This is a genomic window from Microscilla marina ATCC 23134 (assembly GCF_000169175.1).
Lineage (GTDB): Bacteria > Bacteroidota > Bacteroidia > Cytophagales > Microscillaceae > Microscilla > Microscilla marina.
Genome location: NZ_AAWS01000078.1, coordinates 1 through 22,389 on the forward strand (window position 1 = coordinate 1; position 22,389 = coordinate 22,389).

General features: G+C 41.6%; 19 protein-coding genes. 10 read left to right on the plus strand and 9 right to left on the minus strand.

Translation table 11 applies throughout. The features are described 5' to 3' along the window. Positions 1–2,933: DUF2135 domain-containing protein (locus tag M23134_RS35295; protein WP_002705297.1), on the plus strand; the 2,933-nt coding region annotated here is incomplete at its 5' end. 66 nt (positions 2,934–2,999) lie between these two features. Here the strand turns inward: M23134_RS35295 and M23134_RS35300 are convergent. Next, positions 3,000–3,458, minus strand: a complete 459-nt coding sequence (locus tag M23134_RS35300; protein ID WP_002705298.1) for a DKNYY domain-containing protein — start codon at positions 3,456–3,458, stop codon at positions 3,000–3,002. A 315-nt stretch (positions 3,459–3,773) separates the two neighbouring features. Here M23134_RS35300 and M23134_RS35305 point away from each other — a divergent pair, with 315 nt between their 5' ends. The 4 genes from M23134_RS35305 (at position 3,774) to M23134_RS35320 (ending at position 6,220) form a co-directional block, all read left to right on the plus strand. After that, positions 3,774–3,965: a hypothetical protein gene (locus tag M23134_RS35305; RefSeq protein ID WP_002705300.1), complete on the plus strand. Its 192-nt coding sequence runs from the start codon at positions 3,774–3,776 to the stop codon at positions 3,963–3,965. A 27-nt stretch (positions 3,966–3,992) separates the two neighbouring features. Further along, positions 3,993–4,202, plus strand: coding sequence for a hypothetical protein (locus tag M23134_RS35310; protein WP_002705302.1), 210 nt, complete (start codon positions 3,993–3,995; stop codon positions 4,200–4,202). Between the two features lie 226 nt (positions 4,203–4,428). Further along, positions 4,429–5,364: an alpha/beta fold hydrolase gene (locus M23134_RS35315; RefSeq protein ID WP_002705304.1), complete on the plus strand. Its 936-nt coding sequence runs from the start codon at positions 4,429–4,431 to the stop codon at positions 5,362–5,364. 7 nt (positions 5,365–5,371) lie between these two features. Continuing rightward, positions 5,372–6,220 carry a hypothetical protein gene (locus tag M23134_RS35320; RefSeq protein ID WP_045114975.1) on the plus strand — a complete coding sequence of 283 codons (849 nt, stop codon included), beginning with the start codon at positions 5,372–5,374 and terminating at the stop codon, positions 6,218–6,220. A gap of 130 nt (positions 6,221–6,350) precedes the next feature. Here the strand turns inward: M23134_RS35320 and M23134_RS35325 are convergent, their stop codons facing one another. The 3 genes from M23134_RS35325 to M23134_RS35340 all read right to left on the minus strand — a co-directional run bounded on the left by M23134_RS35325 (position 6,351) and on the right by M23134_RS35340 (position 9,279). After that, positions 6,351–6,773: a hypothetical protein gene (locus M23134_RS35325; protein WP_002705307.1), complete on the minus strand. Its 423-nt coding sequence runs from the start codon at positions 6,771–6,773 to the stop codon at positions 6,351–6,353. A gap of 550 nt (positions 6,774–7,323) precedes the next feature. After that, positions 7,324–8,208 carry a succinate--CoA ligase subunit alpha gene (sucD, locus tag M23134_RS35330; protein ID WP_002705310.1) on the minus strand — a complete coding sequence of 295 codons (885 nt, stop codon included), beginning with the start codon at positions 8,206–8,208 and terminating at the stop codon, positions 7,324–7,326. Between the two features lie 402 nt (positions 8,209–8,610). Beyond that, positions 8,611–9,279: a hypothetical protein gene (locus tag M23134_RS35340; protein ID WP_002705314.1), complete on the minus strand. Its 669-nt coding sequence runs from the start codon at positions 9,277–9,279 to the stop codon at positions 8,611–8,613. Positions 9,280–9,618: 339 nt separating this feature from the next. Here M23134_RS35340 and M23134_RS35345 point away from each other — a divergent pair, with 339 nt between their 5' ends. The 3 genes from M23134_RS35345 (at position 9,619) to M23134_RS35355 (ending at position 13,502) form a co-directional block, all read left to right on the plus strand. Next, positions 9,619–10,341: a hypothetical protein gene (locus M23134_RS35345; protein WP_002705316.1), complete on the plus strand. Its 723-nt coding sequence runs from the start codon at positions 9,619–9,621 to the stop codon at positions 10,339–10,341. Positions 10,342–10,353: 12 nt separating this feature from the next. Beyond that, positions 10,354–11,037 carry a hypothetical protein gene (locus M23134_RS35350; protein WP_002705318.1) on the plus strand — a complete coding sequence of 228 codons (684 nt, stop codon included), beginning with the start codon at positions 10,354–10,356 and terminating at the stop codon, positions 11,035–11,037. 284 nt (positions 11,038–11,321) lie between these two features. Further along, positions 11,322–13,502: a 7TM diverse intracellular signaling domain-containing protein gene (locus M23134_RS35355; protein WP_002705320.1), complete on the plus strand. Its 2,181-nt coding sequence runs from the start codon at positions 11,322–11,324 to the stop codon at positions 13,500–13,502. Between the two features lie 23 nt (positions 13,503–13,525). On the opposite strand, the gene M23134_RS35360 is transcribed toward M23134_RS35355, so the two are convergent. From M23134_RS35360 to M23134_RS35380, 5 genes are all read right to left on the minus strand, one after another. Next, positions 13,526–13,969, minus strand: a complete 444-nt coding sequence (locus M23134_RS35360) for a GNAT family N-acetyltransferase (RefSeq protein ID WP_002705322.1) — start codon at positions 13,967–13,969, stop codon at positions 13,526–13,528. Positions 13,970–13,977: 8 nt separating this feature from the next. Further along, on the minus strand, positions 13,978–14,742 hold the full coding sequence (gene map / locus M23134_RS35365) for a type I methionyl aminopeptidase (protein WP_045114977.1): 765 nt from the start codon (positions 14,740–14,742) through the stop codon (positions 13,978–13,980). Between the two features lie 362 nt (positions 14,743–15,104). Continuing rightward, positions 15,105–16,346, minus strand: a complete 1,242-nt coding sequence (locus M23134_RS35370; protein WP_053337454.1) for a M43 family zinc metalloprotease — start codon at positions 16,344–16,346, stop codon at positions 15,105–15,107. A 157-nt stretch (positions 16,347–16,503) separates the two neighbouring features. Next, entirely contained in the window at positions 16,504–17,262 is a 759-nt protein-coding gene (locus M23134_RS35375) for a hypothetical protein (protein WP_002705327.1), read from the minus strand. A gap of 199 nt (positions 17,263–17,461) precedes the next feature. Then, entirely contained in the window at positions 17,462–18,307 is an 846-nt protein-coding gene (locus tag M23134_RS35380) for a patatin-like phospholipase family protein (protein ID WP_002705328.1), read from the minus strand. Positions 18,308–19,377: 1,070 nt separating this feature from the next. Here M23134_RS35380 and M23134_RS35385 point away from each other — a divergent pair. Both M23134_RS35385 and M23134_RS35390 read left to right on the plus strand, forming a co-directional pair. Beyond that, entirely contained in the window at positions 19,378–20,631 is a 1,254-nt protein-coding gene (locus tag M23134_RS35385; protein ID WP_002705329.1) for a SpoIIE family protein phosphatase, read from the plus strand. 199 nt (positions 20,632–20,830) lie between these two features. After that, positions 20,831–22,171, plus strand: a complete 1,341-nt coding sequence (locus tag M23134_RS35390; protein WP_002705330.1) for a cytochrome P450 — start codon at positions 20,831–20,833, stop codon at positions 22,169–22,171. The last annotated feature ends 218 nt before the right edge of the window (positions 22,172–22,389 follow it).

Consider the following 22,389-nt stretch of genomic DNA (forward strand, 5'->3'; position numbering starts at 1 on the left):
GGAAGCGGTCGAGCGGAGATGTAAATCGAGTGCGTCTGGAGATAGGCGATAAAGAAACTTTGCCACTGCATAGCCGACAAATAGCCGTCAAAGTAGAAGGGTTTCGTGCCAGGGTGGTCATGGATTGTTACTTTTATAACCACCATAATCGACGTTTTGAGGGTACCTTTAAGCTAAAGTTGCCCAATGGGGCCAGTCCTTCGTTTTTCGCCTTTGGCGAAACTAAAAAAGTGTTTGAAAAAGCCAGAGATGCAAAAGTAACCACCATTGATTATGCCCAAAACAAACAGTGGAACTTTCACGGAGACAGTCTGTTGGTAAATCGTACGGGCGAATGGTCGGCAGTAAAACGTGCCAGAGTAGTGCCCAAACAAAAGGCAGCCTATGCCTATACCCAAACGGTGTACAATCAGGTAGACCCGGCACTGATGGAATGGTCGGGTGCCGATATGTTTAACTGTAGGGTGTACCCGTTGACAGCCAAAAAAATGCACCATATTGTCATTGCTTACGACATTGACTTGTTGGAAACTGACGAAAACTATGTGTTGCAGCTTGCCCTGGGCAATGCCCCCCCAAAGAAAGCAAAGACAGCAACTAAAAAAAAACCGTCAACTAAAAATCAATCAAACCTGGTCAAAACCCCTTCGCTTAAGGTAAACCTTGCCATTGCGCAAGCCAATACTCAAACCCTCAATATTTTGCCCGCTGTCCAGCCCCAACAATTGGGCAACAATGTGCACCTGCACTGGGTAAACCCTGAAGAGCGAGAAGTAAAGGTGACCATACCCAAGCAAAGCCAATTGGTGTTGAAATCGGTAGGAGGGCAGGCAATCAATTATTTTGCTACTTCGTTTAAAGCCAATTTGCCCAAAATACCCCGTAAAAATATGAAGAAAAACGTCGTGTTTTTGTTGGATGTGTCGTTGAGCTCGCAACCCGATAAATTCAATGTATGGCTTACTACTTTGCGTACATTGTTGCACGAAAACCGCGACGTGATTAAACGCTTTTCGGTGATTTTTTTTAACGTAGAGGCGTTTTGGTGGAGAAAAGGCTGGACAAAAAACAGCCCCGGAAACATCGCCAGTTTTATGAAATTTGCCAATAAACTATCGCTTGAAGGAGCCACTGACTTGGGCAGAGCACTGGACGAGGTGTATAACAGCAAGCTGAAAAGCAAAGCCAAATACTTGTTTTTGTTGAGCGATGGCGACCTTAGTTGGGGAGAGAATGGTTTGTATCAGTTGTCGAAAAAGATAGCTTCCCAAGACGAATTGTATGCTTTTAGTACGGGGCTTTCGGGCACCGACGCGCGCATACTAGACCATTTGGCGCGTAGTACTCAAGGGGCGGTATTTTCTATATTAAACGAAAGTGAAGTATACGAAGTAAGCCAAAACTTTAGGTTCCAGCCTTGGCGTATCAACCAAGTTACCATGCCCGGAAGCAGTGATTTTTTGCTTGCTGGACGTCCTCAATACCTTTATCCCGGGCAAAAAATAGTACTTGCCGGGCGCTACGCACAAAATATGGCAAACACGCTCTTTATAGATTTAACCCAACCCGCGCATGTGCATACTTTGAAGGTTAACTTTAGCCAACGGGTTGCCTCAGCGCTTGCTCCTAGGGTATACGGACAAATAGCCACTACACAGTTGGAGGATTTGGGTAGCTTAGGCGAAAAAGACGCGATAAAGTATGCCACTCACTTTGAGGTGCCAGGGCAAACCTGCTCTTTTGTGATGCTGGAGAGTGACCGCGACTATAAACGTTATAACATTCAACCTGAAGATAACCTGAAGTTTGTCCAGCAAAACCTTGTAAATAAATTGCTGCCGGGTTTGCTGAAAAACCTGGCTTCTTTGGGTAACCCTAAGGTTGATTTTATCAATTTGGTGAAAAAACTCAGTGGTTTAGACAAAAGTCATAGTGGGTCTGAACTTAAGCTTTCGAAAACCTTAGACAGTTTGATCAAAAGCTTGCCAGTAGATGATTTTATTGTACACTCGCCTCGTTTAAACGGCAGGAGAAGAACCAAGTCAGGAATGTTGGATGAGTTGTTGGCTACGCTACAGGATGACTCTCCCGATTATAAGATCATTAACCGAGCAGCAGATCGTCGCCGCAATAAAGGAGACGCAATGCGTTTGTTGAGTTCGTTGGTAGAAAAGAATGCAGGCGACCCTAATCAGTTGCGCGATGTGGGATTTTCGGCAATGAAATGGGGGCTGACGGCACACACGTATTTTATATTTAAAAAACTGATCGACTTGCGTCCTTATCAACCCCCTTCTTATCAGCTCATTGCTCAGGCATTGGTGCAAATGGGCAAATATGAGTTGGCAATGTTGTATTATGAGTTGGCAGTCGAAACCGAATGGGATGATTGGGAGTCGCACGACTTTAAAACAATTGTAGCCATGGACTATCTACGCTTGTTGAGAAAACTCAAGCAAAAACGAGGGTTTAAGCTGCATAAGTATGTAGCACAACGTTTACTTGAGTTGGAGGAATTGATCCATGATGAGGATTACAGTTTTAAGACCAAAGACTTGATGGTGTACATTACCTGGAACACCGACCAAACCTATGTTGACTTATATGTAAAGGAGCCTTCTAAGGAGGTATGTTCTTATAAAAATGATGAAACCAACAACGGAGGCATGATGACCGAAGATGTGGAGGGGTTGGGACCTGTGCTGTATTATGCTGATAAAACCCAAAAAGGCAAGTATGAAATAAGGGTAAACTATTATAACCAGCAGCAAGAGCGTGCTTCTACCAAAACCAGGGTGTACATAGTAGTTTATCGCAATTGGGGCAGGCGCAACGAAAAGGTGACGCATAAGGTGATTACGCTTGACAGCAAAAATGCCAATACTGTAGAAGCGGAAGATAAAATGGTGCGCATTGGTAAAATAAGGTTTTAGAGCTTGAGCTTTATGTATAGTACATTCCTTGGGGAAGCTTGCCCCAAGGAATGATTTAACCAAAGGTTAAGGATATTGGTAAAGTACTTCTATAGGGAGTTTTTCATAACTATGGTGTGGTGCGTTCATAATGTCCTGACACGAGGTAATGCCCTGGGGCAGTAGGTTGGGTACTTTGTGGATGTGTAGATACACTCCGTTTTTGTCTTTGGCATAAGGAAACAGCGCATTGTTGGTAGTAAAAGTTTTAGGGTCTGCCCAGCCCAATTTATAAATAGTTACTCTGGGCGAAAAACGTTCTTGAGTAAAAACTTCCTCTATTAGGTATACCCCGCGCCTGTCTTTGCAATAAAAATACTCAACATTTTTGGCTTCTGGGTAGGCAGTATGTATGATGGGTTGGTTGCCAGGGTTGGCTTTAAAATGTCCTATTTTTATAAAGGTCTGCGCATCTATTTCTTTGAGGGCAATGCTTTTGTGGCGACCAGCATTGTAGTAAAAAACTTGGTTGTTTTTGCTAAACATTTGGATACTTGTGGTTAAAAAAATAAATAATACTAGGATAGTTGCAAGATAGCGACATTGGTACCACCAAAACGATTTTTGGGCTAATTTTCTGTTCAAAAACAATTATCTTTCCTATTTTGTTTTTAATAAAACTTACAAATTTGTGATGATTTTAATAAAACTGGTGGTTTTGATTTGGGCATTGGCTGTTGCGTGAAAAGACGCTATAAAAATGGGTAAATCAGCAGATTTAACTTATCTTGGTTGATGATACATTTACAAATATCGTTGAATAATTAAAAACAATCACCAAGAAAGAAACTGAGAAATAAAGTGCTCGATAAGCAAAAAATTGAAATTTTGAATACCCGGCTGGAAAACCTCAAAGTTAAAATTGAGTTTTATAGCTTATTGCTATACAGCGATAGAATATCGGCAGACAAGCAAAAAGCGCAAGATATTGTAGACAGTTTGCTGGATGAGTTTGCCGCTACTAAGCGAAAATTGGCGGAAGCTGAAATATAGATTACGAACACCTAGATAAATGACAAAATGACAACCGATAAAATTGAATTGAGCATTGATCGCTACCTTGAGCAATTGATGACAGTAAAAGACAGGCACGAACAAAAAAATAGCATGCAAAAAACTCTTCAGTACATTGCCTCCTTACCTTTGACCGAGCAACAAGAGTGGTTAACTGGATTACAAACAAGCATTCGCAAAGATTTGGATGAGATAGCGGTGCAGCTAAAAAATTAGTCAGGTTGAAGTGATTTAATATTATTATTTAACTGAAAACTGCTCGTGGGCACCAAGTAAATAATAATGACAAATAGGCGCGAATCTAAGTACCGAGGCAGAATTAAATAGACCTAATGAATAGGTATAACAGCCTTATGGTAAGTGAGTTATTCTTACTTGTAGCACCGATAAAAGGTGTACCTAGAACCTTGTCGGGGCTTAATACTGACGAACAACCAAAAAAATGCTCAAAATAATACGTTATATTTTCTTTACCCTCGTCATACTATTGGCAGGGGTTTTTATTTGGGCTTATCGCTCCGATATAGCCGTAGAGCAACTCAAAACAAGGTATGCACCACCCCCCTCAGAGTTTGTAAGCATACAAGGCATGCAGGTACATTACCGCGAAGAGGGCAAGGGTTTTCCTTTGGTGCTTATACACGGTACGGGAGCTTCGTTGCATACCTGGCAAGGTTGGGTAGACCAACTCAAGCAACATTACCGCGTCATTCGGTTCGACTTGCCTGCCTTTGGGCTTACAGGACCGCACCCACAGCACGATTATAAAATCAGTACTTATGTGAAGTTTGTACAAGCACTGCTGCAAAAGAAAGGCATTAAAAAGTGTCATATTGCTGGCAACTCACTGGGAGGAAACATTGCCTGGCGTTTTGCCTTGGCTTACCCCGATAGGGTAGGTAAAATGATTTTGTTGGATGCCAGTGGTATTCCGCTCAAAAAAAAACGTAAAAAGCTGTGGATTATGCAACTTGCCCGCACCCCTATAGTCAATTGGGTCATGCGCTATGCCACGCCCAGGGCTATTTTTAGAAAAAACCTGCTAGAGGTATACAGCGACGATGCCAAGGTGTCGCCTGCATTGATTACCCAATACCAGCAACTTACTCTGAGAAAAGGCAACCGTGAAGCATTTATTCAACGAGCGAAAACTCCTGTTGAGGATCGTTCAGAAGACATTCCTCGAATCAACACCCATACCCTCATTATGTGGGGAAAAGATGATGCTTGGATACCATTGGAGCTGGCTTATGCGTTTAAAGAAAAGTTGCCCAATAATCAATTGATTATATACCCAAATGTGGGCCATGTGCCTATGGAAGAGATTCCCTTGAAAACAGCACAAGATGCCCTTCATTTTTTAGAAGCCAAACCCTAATACCTATATGAAAACGACGTGGTTGTATACCCTCATGCTGCCTTGCCTGCTACTAAGTAGCCTGGCGGTCAGCAATGCCTGTGCTCAAAAAAAAATCAAGCAAATTGTGGGCTGGGGAAAATACTCTAAAAAGGACAAAACTTCACAAAAGTTTTTTGCCTATGACTATAACCCTGACGGTAAGTTACTAAGAAAGCAAGATTTTAGATTGTATATAGACAATACTTATTTTTATGACAAACAGGGCAAACTGGTAAAAATAGAGGGGTACGAGGGCGAAACCAGTTTCACTAGTACTTATGTTTATGGCAAAAAGGTGATGACTGAAATAATGAAAATGCCCGACGATCGAGTGCATAAAACCCATACTTACCTTAATAACAAAGGCAATAAAGTAGAAGAGAAAACGTATCACACGGGGAAGTTGTCTAAACGGATATTGTATACCTACAACAAGCAAGACAGTGTAATAGGGGAAATGCATTACCTGTATTCGGGCAAGCAACGCACAAGCTATAAGGTGATTTATACTTACGACTACAAAACCCACCTGAGAACCCACAAAAATGAATATGATGCTTATCAACAAGTGGTAGAGCAAGAAGATTATACATACAATGCTGTGGGGCAATTATTGAAAATAAGCAAGGTTTTTCCGCAACGAAAAAATAACGACTACAACACTACTATAGAGTACCAATACCAAAACGGTAAGCTATGGCAGGTGATAAACCAAACCCACAATGGTAAGTATAAGTCGGTAAAAATATATAAGGAGGGGGGCTTGATAAGGGTGCGTAGGTATGAAAACAGTAAACTAATGGAGCTGATAGACTACCAGTACGTGTATTTCTAGGTAAACAGTAGTAAACATTGGATATCAATGCATATTGGTGCAATGAGCAATGAACCACAAGTAGCCTATGGCTCTGTACTTAAAATAAAAAAACCTGAGATACAATAAATAGTCTCAGGTTTTTTGTGCTTTAGGCAGCTTGCGATCCGTGAAAAAGCCACTCTTCGGCATCTTTGGTGTTATCAAAAAAACGAGTAATATTTTTAAATCTGCCTTCTTCTATAGTCTGTTTAATGGTCAGCAGCGCCAAAAAATCGAGGCTTAAAACAATGGCAAGACGCTCAAGGTGCACATCGGCAATCAAACGATCTATCTCTGAAGCCACCCAATCTTGCTCTACAGGGTCTATAGCATACAAAAAATCAGTGCTGTCGGAAACCACAAACCGGGGACGTACCTTTCTAATGGTATTCCATAGTATCATTTGCTCTTTTTTGTAGCTGCGTTCGCCTAACAATTGACTATCAGGTTTCCATACATTGATGAAAAAGCTACGGTTTGAATCATAGTAGAATTTTTGAAAACGATTATTAAACAGTTCTATCATTTGCATCAAATTGGTGTACGTTAAATAAGCAGTGCCTATACTTTAGTCACGAGTACAGTGATCATTGCTTGCAATAAGTTTTCTAAAGGAATTTTTATTTATAATAATACTTTTGAATACGAAATTTGGCTATATAACAGATATAATATGTAAAAAAATTAACTAAAAAGCTAGTTTTTACAAAGGGGTGGGGAGGTATTGGAAAGAACTTGGAGTAAAATGAAGAAAACATGCAGGGGACTAATACAACAAACCTCACCTATGTTTGCCATAGGTGAGGTTTGGGTTTACAACTACTATCTACCGATTTTATAAACCGCTAAAAATCAGCGTGCTATAAAATTGGTAATAGGCTTGAAGAGCAGCATCAAACTTGAAGCTTGTCGCTAAAAGCGTCCATCTACTGATTTTATAAACCGCTAAAAATCAATGTTCTATAAAATCGGTAAGTTGCTTGTAGAGCAGCGTCAAACTTGAAGCTTATCGCTAAAAGCACCGATATGCATCGGCATCTAAGGACTTGAGGCTGTAGAAGCTACCGACTTGCCTAAAGCAATTAGCTAGTTACTGACTCTAGTGCTTTTACCATAGTGGCGCCAATCTCGGCAGGAGAAGCTACCACGTGTAAGCCACACTCACGCATAATACGCATCTTAGCTTCGGCGGTGTCATCTTTTCCACCAATAATGGCTCCTGCGTGTCCCATTCTACGTCCTTTGGGAGCAGTTTGTCCAGCAATAAAGCCTACTACAGGTTTACGGTTGCCATCAGCCTTGATCCAGTTTGCAGCTTCAGCCTCCATGCTTCCACCAATCTCACCAATCATAATGATGGCATCAGTGTCAGGGTCATTCATTAACAACTCTACCGCTTCTTTAGTAGTAGTACCAATTACTGGGTCGCCGCCTATACCAATACAAGTAGACTGTCCCAGTCCGGCTTTAGTAATTTGATCTACTGCTTCGTAGGTCAAAGTACCAGAACGCGATACAATACCAATACGGCCAGGGTTGTGAATAAAACCAGGCATAATACCTACTTTAGCTTCACCAGGAGTAATTACCCCAGGACAGTTAGGTCCTACCAAACGCACATCTTTGCCTTGGATATATTGTTTGGCTTTTACCATGTCCAAAATAGGAATCCCTTCAGTAATTGCAATAATTACCTTGATACCTGCGTCAGCAGCTTCCATAATGGCATCGCTGGCAAAAGCAGGAGGTACAAAAATAATCGATACATCAGCACCTGTAGCTTTTACAGCTTCTTTTACAGTGTTGAATACCGGGCGTTCAAGGTGAGTCATTCCCCCTTTGCCAGGAGTTACACCACCTACTACATTACTTCCATACTCTATCATTTGCCCTGCGTGAAAACTACCCTCAGAGCCTGTGAAGCCTTGAACAATTATCTTAGAATCCTTATTGACTAAAACACTCATATATCTGTTTTTTTGTACAAAGTAACCGTTTTAAAAATAGCCTCTGTGTTGAGAGAAAACAATTTACTGCTGAGGTAAACCCTGGCAAGTTGCCAGGCACAGCCGTAAGGTTTGCGCCCTAAACCAAAGTATTATTTTTTGTCTGTTACAAAGTTAGTTTTTTTACTTTTTTATCCAAATCAATACATTTAGGCAAGCCCTGGTATATAGCTGTTTTGTTGCGTTGTTGGGTTACACTCTGACTGACAACAAGCAAGTGTTTGGCAATGTTTAATATTGCGCTACAAATGCAACAAAAGCCTTGTAAATTGTTACTTACGCTCAAGGCTTACTCTATGAGCAATTTGCATATTATTTTGAAACTATCCACAGGAAATCACTTGAATTTTTTGCATAAAACTGCTAGTGCGACAAACTCTTAGTACTTAAGTCCTGAATTTCGATATTTTTGGGTAGCGCAAATTTTTCATCTGCTATTTTTTGCCCGGTAGTTACTCTTACAGCTTCACGAGTAATGGTTCTTTCGGTCGCTATTTTGGGTATTCTTTTGAGCACAATTTGTTTCCAAATCCAAAACTTAGCGGCTAGTCGTTTTACCTCCCATACATCACAAGTAAGGTCTGTTACCTGATCTTGTCCGGTTTTTTGTCCCCCTAGTTTAAACAGCTTTTGTGCGTTAATTCGACTTAAGTCTTGAGGGTTTAAGCTGATTTGTTTTGGGTTTTGATCATAGGCTGGGTTACGCATTTTGGTGCCGGTTTTTTCCAGAAAATCTATGCTGTACACCCATTCTTTATCAGTCAGTATCATACGGTCAACCTTACGGTCGACATTGCTGCCTACCTTAAGCGTGGCTTTGGTATAACGGGCTTCACGAGCTCCCCACTGATCAAAATACACTGTTTCATACCCTTGTTGAATGCCATTAAGTCGGTAACTTATTTCGCCTGATTCTACCTCATAGCGGTGTGTTTTTGCTGTATTGCTGCCTGTTTTGTTACCACCACAGGCAGTGAGTCCACTTGCTAGTATGCACCACCCAAAAAAAAATAAAAGTTTTGTATGCTTCATAAAAATTAAAAATTTTCTTCTGGCTACAAATGTAAAGGTTTATTCGAGAGAACTCACTTTACAGGCAGGGCAATCCTAAGGTTTTCTTCGAGATTAAGTAACAAGTCATCATTAAAGGTTTCTCTACCCTACACAACAGATGCTTTAGGTTGGCTAGAGTAATGAAAGCGTAGGTGTAAGCTTGTACCCAATGGGTGAATGCTGCTTGTAGCTCATTGCACTGATATGTGTCGGTACCTAAGGGTTTACAGTTCATTGCCTCCTATATATTTTGTTTGGTTTTCTTTTTGTGGCTAAAATTTGTTATATTTCTTACATGAACTATTCTATACTTATACTATGAATTATATACCCATCGCAAGGGCTGCTGATACTATACAGCAAGCCAGCCGGCTTTGGGAAGCTTACCCAACCAATGAAGGGAATAAAGGGGGAGAGTTGTTTTGGGCAGCTTACTATAAAGCCATTGACGAATCGAAAAAAACACAAAAGCAGCACATGAATGTTTGGGCAAATGAGGTGCCCGTGCAGATAACCAGCAACCAGACAATGGCCGCCCCCCAATTGTTTACCATTAACCCCAACCAAAGACAGGCATTCTTAAAAAAACTATGGGCTTATCAGGTATTGCCCGTTGCCAAAGCGTTTACCGTAGCTTGGTTTGCCATGAGCGTGTTTTTTGGGGCAGTCAATCAAGATGGAGGTTCTTATCAGTTAGTAACCATCAGCGCCATTTTGTTGGTGTTGTTTATCACAGGCATTGCCTACCACTATTGGGTAATATGCCGCCCCCTAGCCGACATGCAATTAATGATAGACCGCTTGGGTATCATACGTGAAGGTACCGGGCTTGACCACCTCAGCATTAGCTATAGCGAGATTCTTGACATTAAAAGAAACCCTTTAGGAATGCAGGTGTTCATTCAGCCCAAGGGACGTATTCAGGAAGAGCGCGAATCTGTATTGTTACCCGAAGCACTCCTCAATTATCCGTTGGTATGCGAACTACTCCAGAAACACCTTGCGACCAATCATCAATACTATGACCTTACCTCGTACTAATTCATGTGTTTTATGGCTATACAACAAGTAGAAACAAAAGCAACTGGCTTGTGGCAATCTTTTGCCCCCAGTGCCCCCAAAGAACAAGAAAGTTTTTGGACGAATTATGAAAAACTCATTGCCAAAAGCAAAAAACAACAACGCAACTATCGGGCGGTTGCCCCTGCCCAGGCTTGTCATACTGTACCAAAGTCTACTGCTTTGCCTTTTGTGTTTTCGGTAGATACCCACCAAAAAAAGAGCTATTTACTTGAGCAATTCAAGCAAACACTTCATCAGGTAATGATTCCCCTGGCAATTGCCGGGTGTTTTCTTAACATGGTATTGTTATTACAAAAACCGTATGTGTTGATGGCTGTTTTTGCCAACCTGCTGGGAGCAATATTTTGTTTGTCAATATTCTTTTTTTGTTTCCAAAAAAGAATCTCTGAGTTGAACACCCTGATAGAAATTTCGCCCCAGTCGCTTACCAGAATAGGGGGAGGGTTTCGTTCGCAAAAAATACATTATTATGACATTGCCGAAATAAGGCATACCACCCGAGGAATGAGCATTATCTGCTATGATTCTATCCATTCAAAAGATCGTTTGTACGAAGCCCTTGTCATTCCTAAAGCTTTTCAGCATTACCAACAAGCACAAGCCCTCATCAATCATTATTGGAGCAATCACCAAGTGAAGATGGCAGTGAAGTAGTACGATGGTGAGCCCCAAAATAACTAAAAGTGCTGGTTCTCACAGAAAATAATGCGATATATGTTCGTTGATTGCCTATATAGTTTTATGTTTGCAGTTGTTCCTGCCAGACAGCATGTAGAAAGGCGATATGCCAAACTTTTGAAGTACTCCAGCAACTTTATACAAGCGGTTTTTGCCAACAAATACTTTTTTCACTGTTAAAGTAGGGTAAAAGTGAGGTGATTGTGCTATTATAGTACAATGTTTGGTAAGGGTACAATAAAATGCAAACTAAGAACTAAATGATCAAAAGGTTCATTCCTGAAAACCAATGGTGGCTATGGCTGCTTGTGTTAATTTTTACTTATACATCAGGCTTTGCGCAAACTCACCCCGTGGTGGTTCAGCAGACTTCTCAGATGCAGCTAATAGGCACCAGTGTAGCTTATCTAAAAGATACATCGGCTAAGCTAAGCTTGCATGACGTTCTGAAGCCTGAATACCAGCAAAGGTTTCAAAACCAAGGCAAGGTAGTGTTTAACTCTGATGCTACCAATGCCGCCTTTTGGTTTAAGTTTGTGGTAAAAAATGAAACCAATGAGGACCTATGGCTGAAAATAGGTGATAACTTTGCCTCTTGGTACCTTGACTTTTATACACCTGTTAAAGGTGATTCGTTAGGTAAACATACTCGTCCAAGACTTTTAGGGGCGTTGCGTCCCCAGCAAAATAGAGAATTCCCCTCTCATTTTTATTGTGTCAGACTTGCCAAAGAAGATGACCGCCAAACCAAGGTGTTTTACCTGCGTGCCAAGGGTAATTTTCCAAAAGTATATACTTTTCAAGTGGGTACCACGTATGCTTTGACCAAACACCTCAACGTATACGAATACATTGTGTCAGGTTTTGTAGCACTTATATTGTCTATGTTGGTATACAATGCCTTTATTTGGTATTCTACCCGCGACAAAATCTACCTTTATTACATCCTGGCATTATTGGGCATTTTGATGAACATTACCTTTGACAGTGGTTACCCGCTTATACATCACCCCTTGCTTTGGAAATATTTTTTTTGGTGGCACGGCACTGGCTTTTTGTTTATATGTTTGTTTGCTGTTCATTACCTTGAACTTGCCAAAAATGCCCCCAAGGTATATTACTTTATTGTACTTTTGATGTTTTTTGTCATAGGGGTGTTTCCAGTATTGGGCTTACTTACCAACAACGCCCCCGGGTTGATGATTCCCTATCAAATCATTGTATTGCTATTTTATAGTAGCTTGTTGTTTACCGCATTTTTCCTCTGGTATAAGGGATTACGTAACGCCCGCTTTTATGTATGGGGCTGGAGTTTTGTTATTGTGGGAGTGTCCATGTTTATTGCTACCATCAATGGTGTATTGCCCTTTAGTTTGTTTACCCACCAGGCTATGTATTTTGGTTTTGGTGCTGAGGCGTTGGTGTTTGCCCTGGCTTTGGGCGATCGATTAAATACGCTCAAGCTGGAAAAAGAGGTAGCTCAAGCAAAAAATCTTCAGCTGGTACAAGAGCAAAACAAGGTATTGGGAGAAAAAGTAGAAGAAAAAACTAAAGAGCTACGTTCGGCTTACGAAGACTTAAAACAAAATAACGAAGAGTTGGTGCAGACTCAACACAGTATTTCGTTGCAACGCGATAAGTTAGAAATGCAAAACAAAGCGTTGTTTAGGTATCAAAACCGAATTAACCAAAGTATAGAAGCCGCCAACCTTATTCAAAGTGCCATTTTGCCTGCTACCAACAGCATTGAAGGCTTTTTTGCCGAGCATTTTGTCGTGTATAAACCCAAAGACATTGTATCGGGTGATTTTTATTGGATTCATTCGCTTGACCAACATAAGTTGATGCTCATTGTGGCCGACTGTACCGGACACGGAGTGCCAGGGGCTTTTATGACTTTGATTGGGCACATTTTGCTCGACAGAATTGTGCGTATTCACCATGTAGACGACCCCTCAGAAGTATTGACCAGGCTCAACGATGAAATATACCGGGTGCTGCGCCAAGAAGAAACAGGCAACAATAATGGGATGGATGCCACTGCTTTGGTGATAGAAAAAAGAGAAGCAGGGGATTTTCAGATTGATTTTTCGGGTGCCAAAAGCCGAATGTTGTATGTAGATGCCAGCGACCAGGCGTTGAAAGAACTCAAAGGTACTCGAAAGTTTATTGGTGGTTTTCAGATGCCCGATCGAGGATTTGAGAAAAAAGTAATTTATTTGACCCCAGATAGCATATTGTACATGGGCTCTGACGGTTTGGTAGACCAAAATGACATTGACCGCAAAAAAATTGGTACTACCCGTCTCAAGCGGCTTTTGATAAGTAATGCCCGCTTACCCCTTGCCCAACAAAAACAGGCCATTGTAGATACCCTTGCCCAACACATGGAAGGCACCGAACAGCGGGACGATATTTTGTGGATGGGCATCAAGCTTTAAGGTGTTTTGAACTAAAGGAGGGTTTATGGGAGCCGAAAGGAAGGTGTATATTGCAAATAATAAGACACGTCGTCGTGACGTATTATTTCAAAGCCTACTCTTTGGTAGAGGCGTAGCGCTGGGTTATGCTTGAGCACACTCAGTACCACTTTCAGCTTGTTTTCCCGGGCTTTTGACAGCACATTTTCCAACACCGTTTTCCCTATCCCTTTGCCTTGGTATTCGGGGGCTATTTGTATTTGAATCACTTCTATTTGTGTCTCATCTTGTGTATACTTTAGCAAGCCAGCTTTTGTGCCTTGCCAACAAATGATATAGGCATTTTCTAATTGATACCTGATGCGACTCAAATGGGTTTGTTGGTCGGTGGGTATGCCTGCCAACTCCAGATAATGAGTCATCGTTTGCTGGCGTAGCCACAGCAAATACTCTATATCCTGAGGAGTGGCAGGCAGGTATGTCAACATATTTGTCACTATTCCCAAATACCGTTAGTAGCCGTTAAGATTACAGGCTCATCGTTGGTAATCATAATTGTATGCTCGTGTTGTGCCACAAAACCACCTTGGTTACCCACCAGTGTCCAGCCGTCTGCCTGGGTAAGCGCCTTAGACGATTTGGTGGCAATAAAAGTCTCAATGGCTACTGTAGTATTATTTTTGAATCGTTTGCGGTTAAATCGATCATAACAATTGAGAATATCAGAAGGTTCTTCGTGCAAACTGCGCCCTACCCCGTGTCCGGCAAGGTTTCTTATCACTGTAAATCCTCGTTTTTTTGCTTCGGTTTCTATTATTTTACCAATGTGTGCAATTCGTACTCCTGCCTTGGTCTGATAAATCGCCTTATGCAAAATATCTTTAGAGGCATCTACCAAAGCCTGGTGTGAGTGTATGTCTTCGCCCAGTACAAACGAACCTCCATTGTCTGCCCAAAAACCATTCAACTCTGCCGATACATCTACATTTACCAAGTCTCCTTCTTGCAGTATTTTATTTGCCGATGGAATGCCATGGGCGATTTCCTGGTTGATACTGATACAAGTATACCCTGGAAATCGATAGGCGAGGTGGGGGGCTGATTGGGCGCCCAGGTCTTTGAGCAATTGCCCGCCAAAATCGTCGAGCTCTTTTGCCGACATTCCAGGCTTGGCATAGGCACGCATTTCTTTCAAAGTAATGGCTACTGCATTGCTCACTGCTTGCATTCCTTCAAGTTCCGATTCTTTTCCTATAGACATAATATTTTTTGCTAAGCCAGGCTCGCTACTAAGCATCAGATGCGGCTTATTTGCTACCTGCTTTGATTAAGAGTTTTTATGCACTCATTACCTAATGAGCATTTATTCAATATTGAATTATTCCACCCTCATACAAATGCTGGTCAGTATGTGGAGTGATAAGTTAATGGTTTTTACGATAAAATCAGAAATAATGAGCTTTAGTGATCTGGAAAAAATAAGATGTGCCAATTTAAGAAAATATATTGTTCTCAGACGATTCAAAAAAAACGGTGCATAGCCAAAGCTATGAGGCTTTTTTTTTGAGAAGAATGAGGGCAATAGATACACTTTAATGGCTCAAATTATTTATGAAAAATCACTTAAAGTCCCACCAATACTTTTTTTACCAAATTGGTGGCGGTGCCTTTAATTTTAACGAGCACCATTCCACTGGCGCCTGCAGGAATTTTAATTTGTATAGTACCCAAAGCCGTACCATTGTATTGGCTAAGCAGTGCCCCCTGCATGCTATACACTCCTACTTGTACTTGTTGCCCCTGTAGCTGAGCACTGGGTACGATTGTTACCCGGTTGGTGGCAGGATTGGGATACACCTTGACCTGATTTGTTGATAACCGTATCAAACCAGGCGAAGTAGCCAGGGTTTGGCGTCTTGGGCTGTTTGCCATCACAATTCGCATGCGGGCTACCTGATCATGAGTAAATATATTCATGCATTCATCGTAGCTGTAGTCCATGTAGTTTTCTATCATTGCTGGCTCGCCATTGCAGGCGGTAGGCTTGGGGTCACAACCTACCCCGTGAGCATTAGCTACCGGAGGGGTATCCTCACAAAAATCATCGCTGTCGCAACCTCCTGTAATTCCCCAGGTATGAAACAAACCCAGAAAATGTCCGATTTCATGGGTAAGGGTTCTGCCCAGGTTAAAATGATTGTCTTCACCTTCTTGAAACAAAACACTATTGATAAAAACCCCATCGGCCTTTATTTCCTTTTCGGGAGGGGTAATGCCAGGCAAATCGGCTTCTGGAAACACTGCCCTGCCCAACAACACTTTGGGCACTGGGTAAAGCCATAAATTTAAATATTGCTCAGGGCTCCAATAGCTATAACCTGCGGCGCTTTCTACCAAGCTTGGATATTGCCCTGATGTGTCGGGGGGGACCGTAGATTGATCTATGCGTACAATGCCATTGGTAGGAGAGCCATCTGGGGCTATTTGTGCCAACTGAAATTCAATACGGGCATCGGCTCCTGCTGGATGTGTATTGTAGCCAAGGGTATTTTTCCGTTTTCGGAAGTCATCATTGAGGTTGCTGATCAATCGCCGAATGGTAGCCTCCGACAGGTTCTCTTTTTCTCCTTCTGTCACACCCTTGTCGTGTATTACGTGCACCACTATTGGTATCTTGTAGATGGTAGCAGTCGTTCTCGTTCTGTGTAGGGCTTTTTTTGCCTTCAGCCAATGTTCAAACTTTGCCAGGTCGGTGGGCAATCGCATTCCACACCTTTGGGTGTCTATAGGTTTTTGTGCCCATAGGTAGTGACTATTTATCAAAAGGAGCAGAAGTGATAGCAGACGTAGTACTTTTTTTTGCATAATTTTATTTGATTAAGGTGTTTACCATCACGTACCTTGTCAATGGTTTGTGTCACTATCATAGTTTTATGTAAATTAATCTTGATTATTCATTATCAGTAAGTTAGTTCCTGCAAAAAAGGTTTTTAACTTGTGAATAAACAAAACCAAGGCTTACTCACTTTGTGTGCTTCAGGTATTTTTGCAAATTTTTCAGCGCAAGCATAATTTTATCATATTCACTTTGGCGCAATGATTCGTAAGCTGCCTGAGTTTTCTGCTGTAGTACTTTAATCGAACGGAGTTGAGGGTATTGGTTAAATAAAGGGGAGAGGCGAGTAGGAGAGGCGTCAATATATTCTTGGTATAGGCTATTTTCGAGCCCATTCAAGGCACCATCGGTTTGTTGGTGTAGGTGCACAAATGAAGCAAACAGTTGTTGATCGGGCAATGTAAAAACTCCATTGTGCCAATCCTCCAAATCTCGTTGGCGATCGGCATAGCCATTCAAAATGCTTTCATAGCCATTATGATTGACATACGGATAAAGTACAAAGCTAGTCATTGACAGTAAATCGGCAGTGAGTGGTACCAGTACTTCGCCCGCCCTGAAAGTGTCCTCATCGTCGCGCGAATAATGTAGTTTTCGGCGGGCGTTCGACACATACATATACGATAAATACCCAAAAGCCTTGTGGTAGCCCTCGGTGTGGTTGCCAAAAGGTAAACTAGGGTGTTGGGTAGGGTAAACAGCACCTGCACTTGAGTGCAAAAACACAATAAAGTGTCCACCATAGCGAAGCGATAAGTGTTTATACCAGCTGTGTACATCCATCAAGTGCTGGGCGAAACGCTCATATTGAGTAGGAGAGGGGAGTGGTACATCAGCCATTGTATGCTGATACTCTTCTTTAGAAACAAGTTGGTATCGTGCCATATATGGATACAAATATACAATCTTTTACCCTTTTACCTTGCTTTTTCTTGAGTCAATACTTAGGGGTTTCTACCACTTAGATCATAGCTTCGAGCGTAATTAGGGCAAAGGCACTACTGCTTTTGAGTGGATAGGCTTGGGGTAATGATTGCCTCTCCATCAGTGTTACCAGCTGATTGAAAAATGTGTATGCTTACAATTAATCCGCCAACTTTACTTCAATCTCCTGGGCAATTTCGGGTATCTTGGCAAGCGTGTCATTATAGCCAAACTCTACCAGCAAATGACCTTTTCTAAAATCGAAAATGTTGTATTCCAACGCATTGGGAACCTCTATTACCACATCGCATTTTGCCAGCCTTGACTTTACGTTGGCTGCCATGTGCATGTCAAACACCCGTTCGCCAATGCCCCACATCGATGACACCTTGTTTTCGGCGGTATTAGGGTTTACATTTACCCCAATTACTACATCACACAAATCTCTGATGGCCTCTACAGGCAGGTTGTTTAGTACTCCTCCGTCTATATAAGACTGATCGTTGATTTTGACGGGTTTGAATATCAACGGAATGGCTGCCGATGCAATGACCGCAGAGGAGAGTTTTCCACTGTTGAAAATCTCGTAATGTCCTGTGTTTAAGTTAGACACACACACATGTAAAGGTTTTACCAATGATTCGAACGAGTCTTCTGGAATCTGTTCTTTGATAATGTTTTTGAGGTAAGTAAGGTCTGTTAAACCTCCCAGGGGTAGTCCTACCCTTATTATTTTGTGCGACCGTACTTTACCCAACAATGCCATCATTTCCTCGTGCGATTTTCCGGCAGTATACATGGCGCCTACGATGGCTCCCATGCTAGTGCCTGCCACCATATCGGGAAAGATGCCATACTCTTCCAGTGCCTTGAGTACTCCTACATGGGCTATGCCACGGGCACCCCCGCCACAAAGCACTATGCCCAGCTTTTTTTTACGTTTTTTTCGTTGGCGAAATACTGTGGTAATATTCTGAAACCAAGAATCTTGTTTAGTTGCTATCATTGCGTATTCAGTGTTTTTAAGTCAAATAGTGACTCATAGTCATAAATGTATATTTTTATAATGGTTTTTAAGGCCGTTTTTGTATAAAATCAATAGAAAACCATTGTATTTTTATGTATAATTGTATTATAGTCATGTTGGTGCCACCTATGATTATAAGTCATGTACAAAAGCTTTATTTTGCTTCAGTCAAGGGCTGCATCAGAGCGAGCAGGGTTTTTGTATAGATTAGAGTCCTGATTTATCAGGGAAAAGTTATTTTGTTTATTCCTAAAACATAGACGATTTAATGAAGCGCTTGTTTAGTTTCGCAGAGCTTGGAGGCAAACCTCCTTCGGTTAAATTTTTGTGTTTAGAGTACTTATTCAATGAACTTTAAACAAACGTTAAGCAACGTGCTCAAAATAATTTTTCGGTTTTTAGGACAAATACGCACAACTAACTGAGGCATTTAGCCTTTGGCAGAGCTCGGCAAAGCGAAGCTTTAGCCATCGGTTTTTGCGCTCAAGGCAACATCCGGGGGATGTTGAGCCAGACCGTGGGACGGTACTACGGGCAATAAAAACTCGCAGTCTCGGCGGAACTGCTGGGGTAACGAAAGGCAGTAAAGCGGATTTATTCTAAACCGGACAGTTATTATGAATACGTTACTAAGTAATGGTTGAAAAATAAAATATTCATTTGGAGATAGAAATTTGCTGCCAAGACGAGGTATTTAGCCTTTGGCAGGGTTTTGCTGTACCAAAGGCTAAAAATAACGAAGTATTGGTGGTAAAGATCATTTCCTAAATAGAGAAGTTATTTTTTGTCCGTTGCTAAGTCAATACTCCGCAGTGATTTTAGTCAAAGTTGTTTGCTGGTGATCAGTCATTGATGAATTTAAAAACTATTTAATGGGGTGTTTAGGCATAAAACCGAAACACTTTTAAAAATAAAGTGAGTACGCAATCTTCATATAAAATACTGGTTTACAGCATTTAACAAGGTAAACATTTACTCAAATCAGCTATGGACCATCGACTAAATACTATGGACTATTGTAAGTACATCTTCTAAATTTATTCTACCCCATGGCCAATATTCTTGTTCTGGACAAAGACCCACTCTTCATTCACCAGATAAACCGCCTGGCAGATAGCAAAGCGTATGATTTTACCTATGTAAACACGCCTCGTCAGTTGTTTGACCAACTGGCAAAGGGTATGTTTCCTGTATTAATGCTTGACCTGGGCATATTAGGTGCTCAGGCAGTGCAAGTAGTAAGACAAATAAAAACAAACGTACATTACAAAGAAACGGACATCATACTACTGACTAAAAATCGTGAATCTTCGAGTTTAGCCGATTGTTTACAGGCAGGCGCCTGCGATTTTATCACCAAACCCACCCGCAACCTGGTGCTACATGCCCGTATCAAGTCTATTGTACGCTCGCAAGTATACCAATACGAAATAGAAGAAAAACGTCGTTTGCTTGAAAATAAAACCCAAAAATTGGCGGATGTGAGCCAGGTACTCAAACAACAAACCTCTGATTTGCAGCAAGTAAACCGAAATATTCTGAACAGCATCGAGTATGCCAGCAACATTCAGGCAGCGGTGTTGCCTCACCCTGAAGAAATTAAGAAGTCATTGCCCGACTCATTTATATTTTTTAAGCCTCGCGACATTGTAAGCGGAGATTTTTACTGGTTTAGAGAAGTAGGGGATAAGATCGTAGTAGCAGCCATTGACTGTACCGGACACGGGGTGCCAGGGGCTTTTTTGGCGATTCTGGGCGACTCTGTCTTGTCACGCATTATCCATTACCACCAGATTTTACACGCCGATGAAATTCTCAACGAAATTCATGTAAACATCCAGCGTACTTTGCGACAAAATGAAACCACCAGTTATGATGGAATGGACATGGCGCTGTGTGTAATAGATAAAACCAATAAAAAGATTCAGTTTGCCGGAGCCCACAATCCTTTGGTGTATGTACAAGATGGAGAGTTGTGCCAAATCAAAGGCGATAAGGTAGCAGTAGGGGGCGCTCAATGGGATTGGGAGAAAGGACCAAGGGTATTTAAAAAACATGAAATTGACTATGCTAACAGCCAAAGCCTGAGTCTTTACATGTTTTCGGATGGTTATCAAGACCAGTTTGGGGGCAAAAAAATTAAGAAATTTCAACGGAAAAACTTTCGTAATTTGTTACACTCGGTGCACGACCAACCAGCAGCGGAACAAAAACGGGTATTAGACCAGACCCTGACCGATTGGATTAACGAAGGAAACCAGGAACAAGTAGACGATATACTGGTGATTGGGGTAAAACTCTGAATCTATCTATCTGCCGTGTTGTGCTGGTCATTGAATCTTATCAAACTTTTTTGGGTTGCTAACTCACTAAACTTTATCTTTGCAAATTTGCTTGAGTATGTGGGCTGTCATTGATGCCAAAAGCCTGCTGGCACTATTGCCTCATTGCCCACCATATAACAGTAAAGAAATAGTTACCAACCACTAATAATAAGATAAAATGACATTTACCACCCAAGAAATACCCACCTATCAGGGACACTGGTTGTTTAAAAGTGCTTTTGAATTACAGAAAAATGCCTTACTTTTCTTTGAAGAAAAACGTCAAACCTTAGGCCATACGTTTTATGTGGCAGTGCCAGGCAGCAAGGTACTCATGACTGCCGATCCTGAACTAATCAAGCACGTATTACAGACCAATCATAGAAATTACCCCAAAGACCAAACTTACGAGCAACTGGCCATGCTACTGGGGCAAGGACTGATCACGAGCAAAGGTGAGCTTTGGAAAAAACAGCGACGCATTGCCCAACCTACTTTTCATAAAACAAATCTTGAGAACTTGTTTGAGGCAATGACTACCGTAGCTCAACAGTATTTAGAAGATTTAAGCCAAAAAAAGGGGCAGGTGGTAGACATTGCCAGGGAGATGATGGGAGTCACCGCAAAAATTGCGATGCGCTCATTGTTTAGTGCCGATGTAGAAGGCGACCTGAAAGAAATATACCGGGTGATCTCTTATGCACAAGAGTTTGTAGTAAAGCGAGTAATGAATCCTTTGAATATTCCTCTTAACTACCTCGACGGCAGCTTGCGTAAGTTTAACCGTGAACGAGATACTATGCTGGGCATGGTCAATCGGTTGATAGAAGATCGCCGTCAGGACAGCAAGACTTACCCTGACTTTTTGCAAATGCTGATGGATGCCCGCTATGAAGATACTGGTGAGCCTATGCCAGTTGATTTGCTCAGAGATGAATTGATTACTATTTTTTCGGCGGGGCACGAAACTTCTGCCAATGCCCTGTCCTGGACATTGTACTTGCTGAGTCAACACCCTGACATTGCCCAAAAAGCAACAAAAGAAGCCCAGGATGTATTAAAAGGAGGCTTGCCGACTTTTGACGATCTAAAACAACTTACGTATACTCGTCAGGTAATAGAAGAAAGCATGCGTATGTACCCTCCGGCCTGGGGCATAGGCAGGTATGCAATTGAGCCCGATCAATGGCAAGACCATCATATTTCGAAAAATACCATCATAGCTTGCGAAATTTATGGTTTGCATCACCACCCCGACTTGTGGGAAAACCCTGAAGTGTTTGATCCTGAAAGGTTTGCACCAGCACAAGTCAAAGAGCGCCCCCGACACTATTACTTACCCTTTGGAGCAGGCCCGCGTATGTGCATTGGCAACCACTTTGCCATGATGGAAATGCAGCTTTTGTTGCCTTTGTTGTTGAGCAATTTTAACTTCGAGTTGGTCGAAAACCAATCTATAGAAATGGAACCCTTGATTACTTTGCGTCCAAAAAATGGGATTCAAATGTGGCTTAGCTAGAGTGTTGGGCTAATCATGACAAGTGGTTTTAACTGATGTTACGCAGTAAGTTCTAGGTCTGCTTATTTATATTGTTTGATGGCTGTATGGTTGCGCGATGCGTTGCATAACCAATGCAGTAATACAACCATCTCATCATAGAAATTAAAACGACAAAGTAAGCCTGCGTAACTTGAGGTTTTAAGTATAAGCAATAAAAAAAGCCCGTGAGTACTCAC

Excerpts from the sequence above, each read along its gene's own strand:
- M23134_RS35300 (WP_002705298.1), bottom strand. The coding sequence starts at position 3,458 with ATGTTTAGCAAAAACAACCAAGTTTTTTACTACAATGCTGGTCGCCAC.
- M23134_RS35310 (WP_002705302.1), top strand. The coding sequence starts at position 3,993 with ATGACAACCGATAAAATTGAATTGAGCATTGATCGCTACCTTGAGCAA.
- M23134_RS35315 (WP_002705304.1), top strand. The coding sequence starts at position 4,429 with ATGCTCAAAATAATACGTTATATTTTCTTTACCCTCGTCATACTATTG.
- M23134_RS35320 (WP_045114975.1), top strand. The coding sequence starts at position 5,372 with ATGAAAACGACGTGGTTGTATACCCTCATGCTGCCTTGCCTGCTACTA.
- M23134_RS35325 (WP_002705307.1), bottom strand. The coding sequence starts at position 6,773 with ATGCAAATGATAGAACTGTTTAATAATCGTTTTCAAAAATTCTACTAT.
- sucD (WP_002705310.1), bottom strand. The coding sequence starts at position 8,208 with ATGAGTGTTTTAGTCAATAAGGATTCTAAGATAATTGTTCAAGGCTTC.
- M23134_RS35340 (WP_002705314.1), bottom strand. The coding sequence starts at position 9,279 with ATGAAGCATACAAAACTTTTATTTTTTTTTGGGTGGTGCATACTAGCA.
- M23134_RS35345 (WP_002705316.1), top strand. The coding sequence starts at position 9,619 with ATGAATTATATACCCATCGCAAGGGCTGCTGATACTATACAGCAAGCC.
- M23134_RS35350 (WP_002705318.1), top strand. The coding sequence starts at position 10,354 with ATGGCTATACAACAAGTAGAAACAAAAGCAACTGGCTTGTGGCAATCT.
- M23134_RS35355 (WP_002705320.1), top strand. The coding sequence starts at position 11,322 with ATGATCAAAAGGTTCATTCCTGAAAACCAATGGTGGCTATGGCTGCTT.
- M23134_RS35360 (WP_002705322.1), bottom strand. The coding sequence starts at position 13,969 with ATGTTGACATACCTGCCTGCCACTCCTCAGGATATAGAGTATTTGCTG.
- map (WP_045114977.1), bottom strand. The coding sequence starts at position 14,742 with ATGTCTATAGGAAAAGAATCGGAACTTGAAGGAATGCAAGCAGTGAGC.
- M23134_RS35370 (WP_053337454.1), bottom strand. The coding sequence starts at position 16,346 with ATGCAAAAAAAAGTACTACGTCTGCTATCACTTCTGCTCCTTTTGATA.
- M23134_RS35375 (WP_002705327.1), bottom strand. The coding sequence starts at position 17,262 with ATGGCACGATACCAACTTGTTTCTAAAGAAGAGTATCAGCATACAATG.
- M23134_RS35380 (WP_002705328.1), bottom strand. The coding sequence starts at position 18,307 with ATGATAGCAACTAAACAAGATTCTTGGTTTCAGAATATTACCACAGTA.
- M23134_RS35385 (WP_002705329.1), top strand. The coding sequence starts at position 19,378 with ATGGCCAATATTCTTGTTCTGGACAAAGACCCACTCTTCATTCACCAG.
- M23134_RS35390 (WP_002705330.1), top strand. The coding sequence starts at position 20,831 with ATGACATTTACCACCCAAGAAATACCCACCTATCAGGGACACTGGTTG.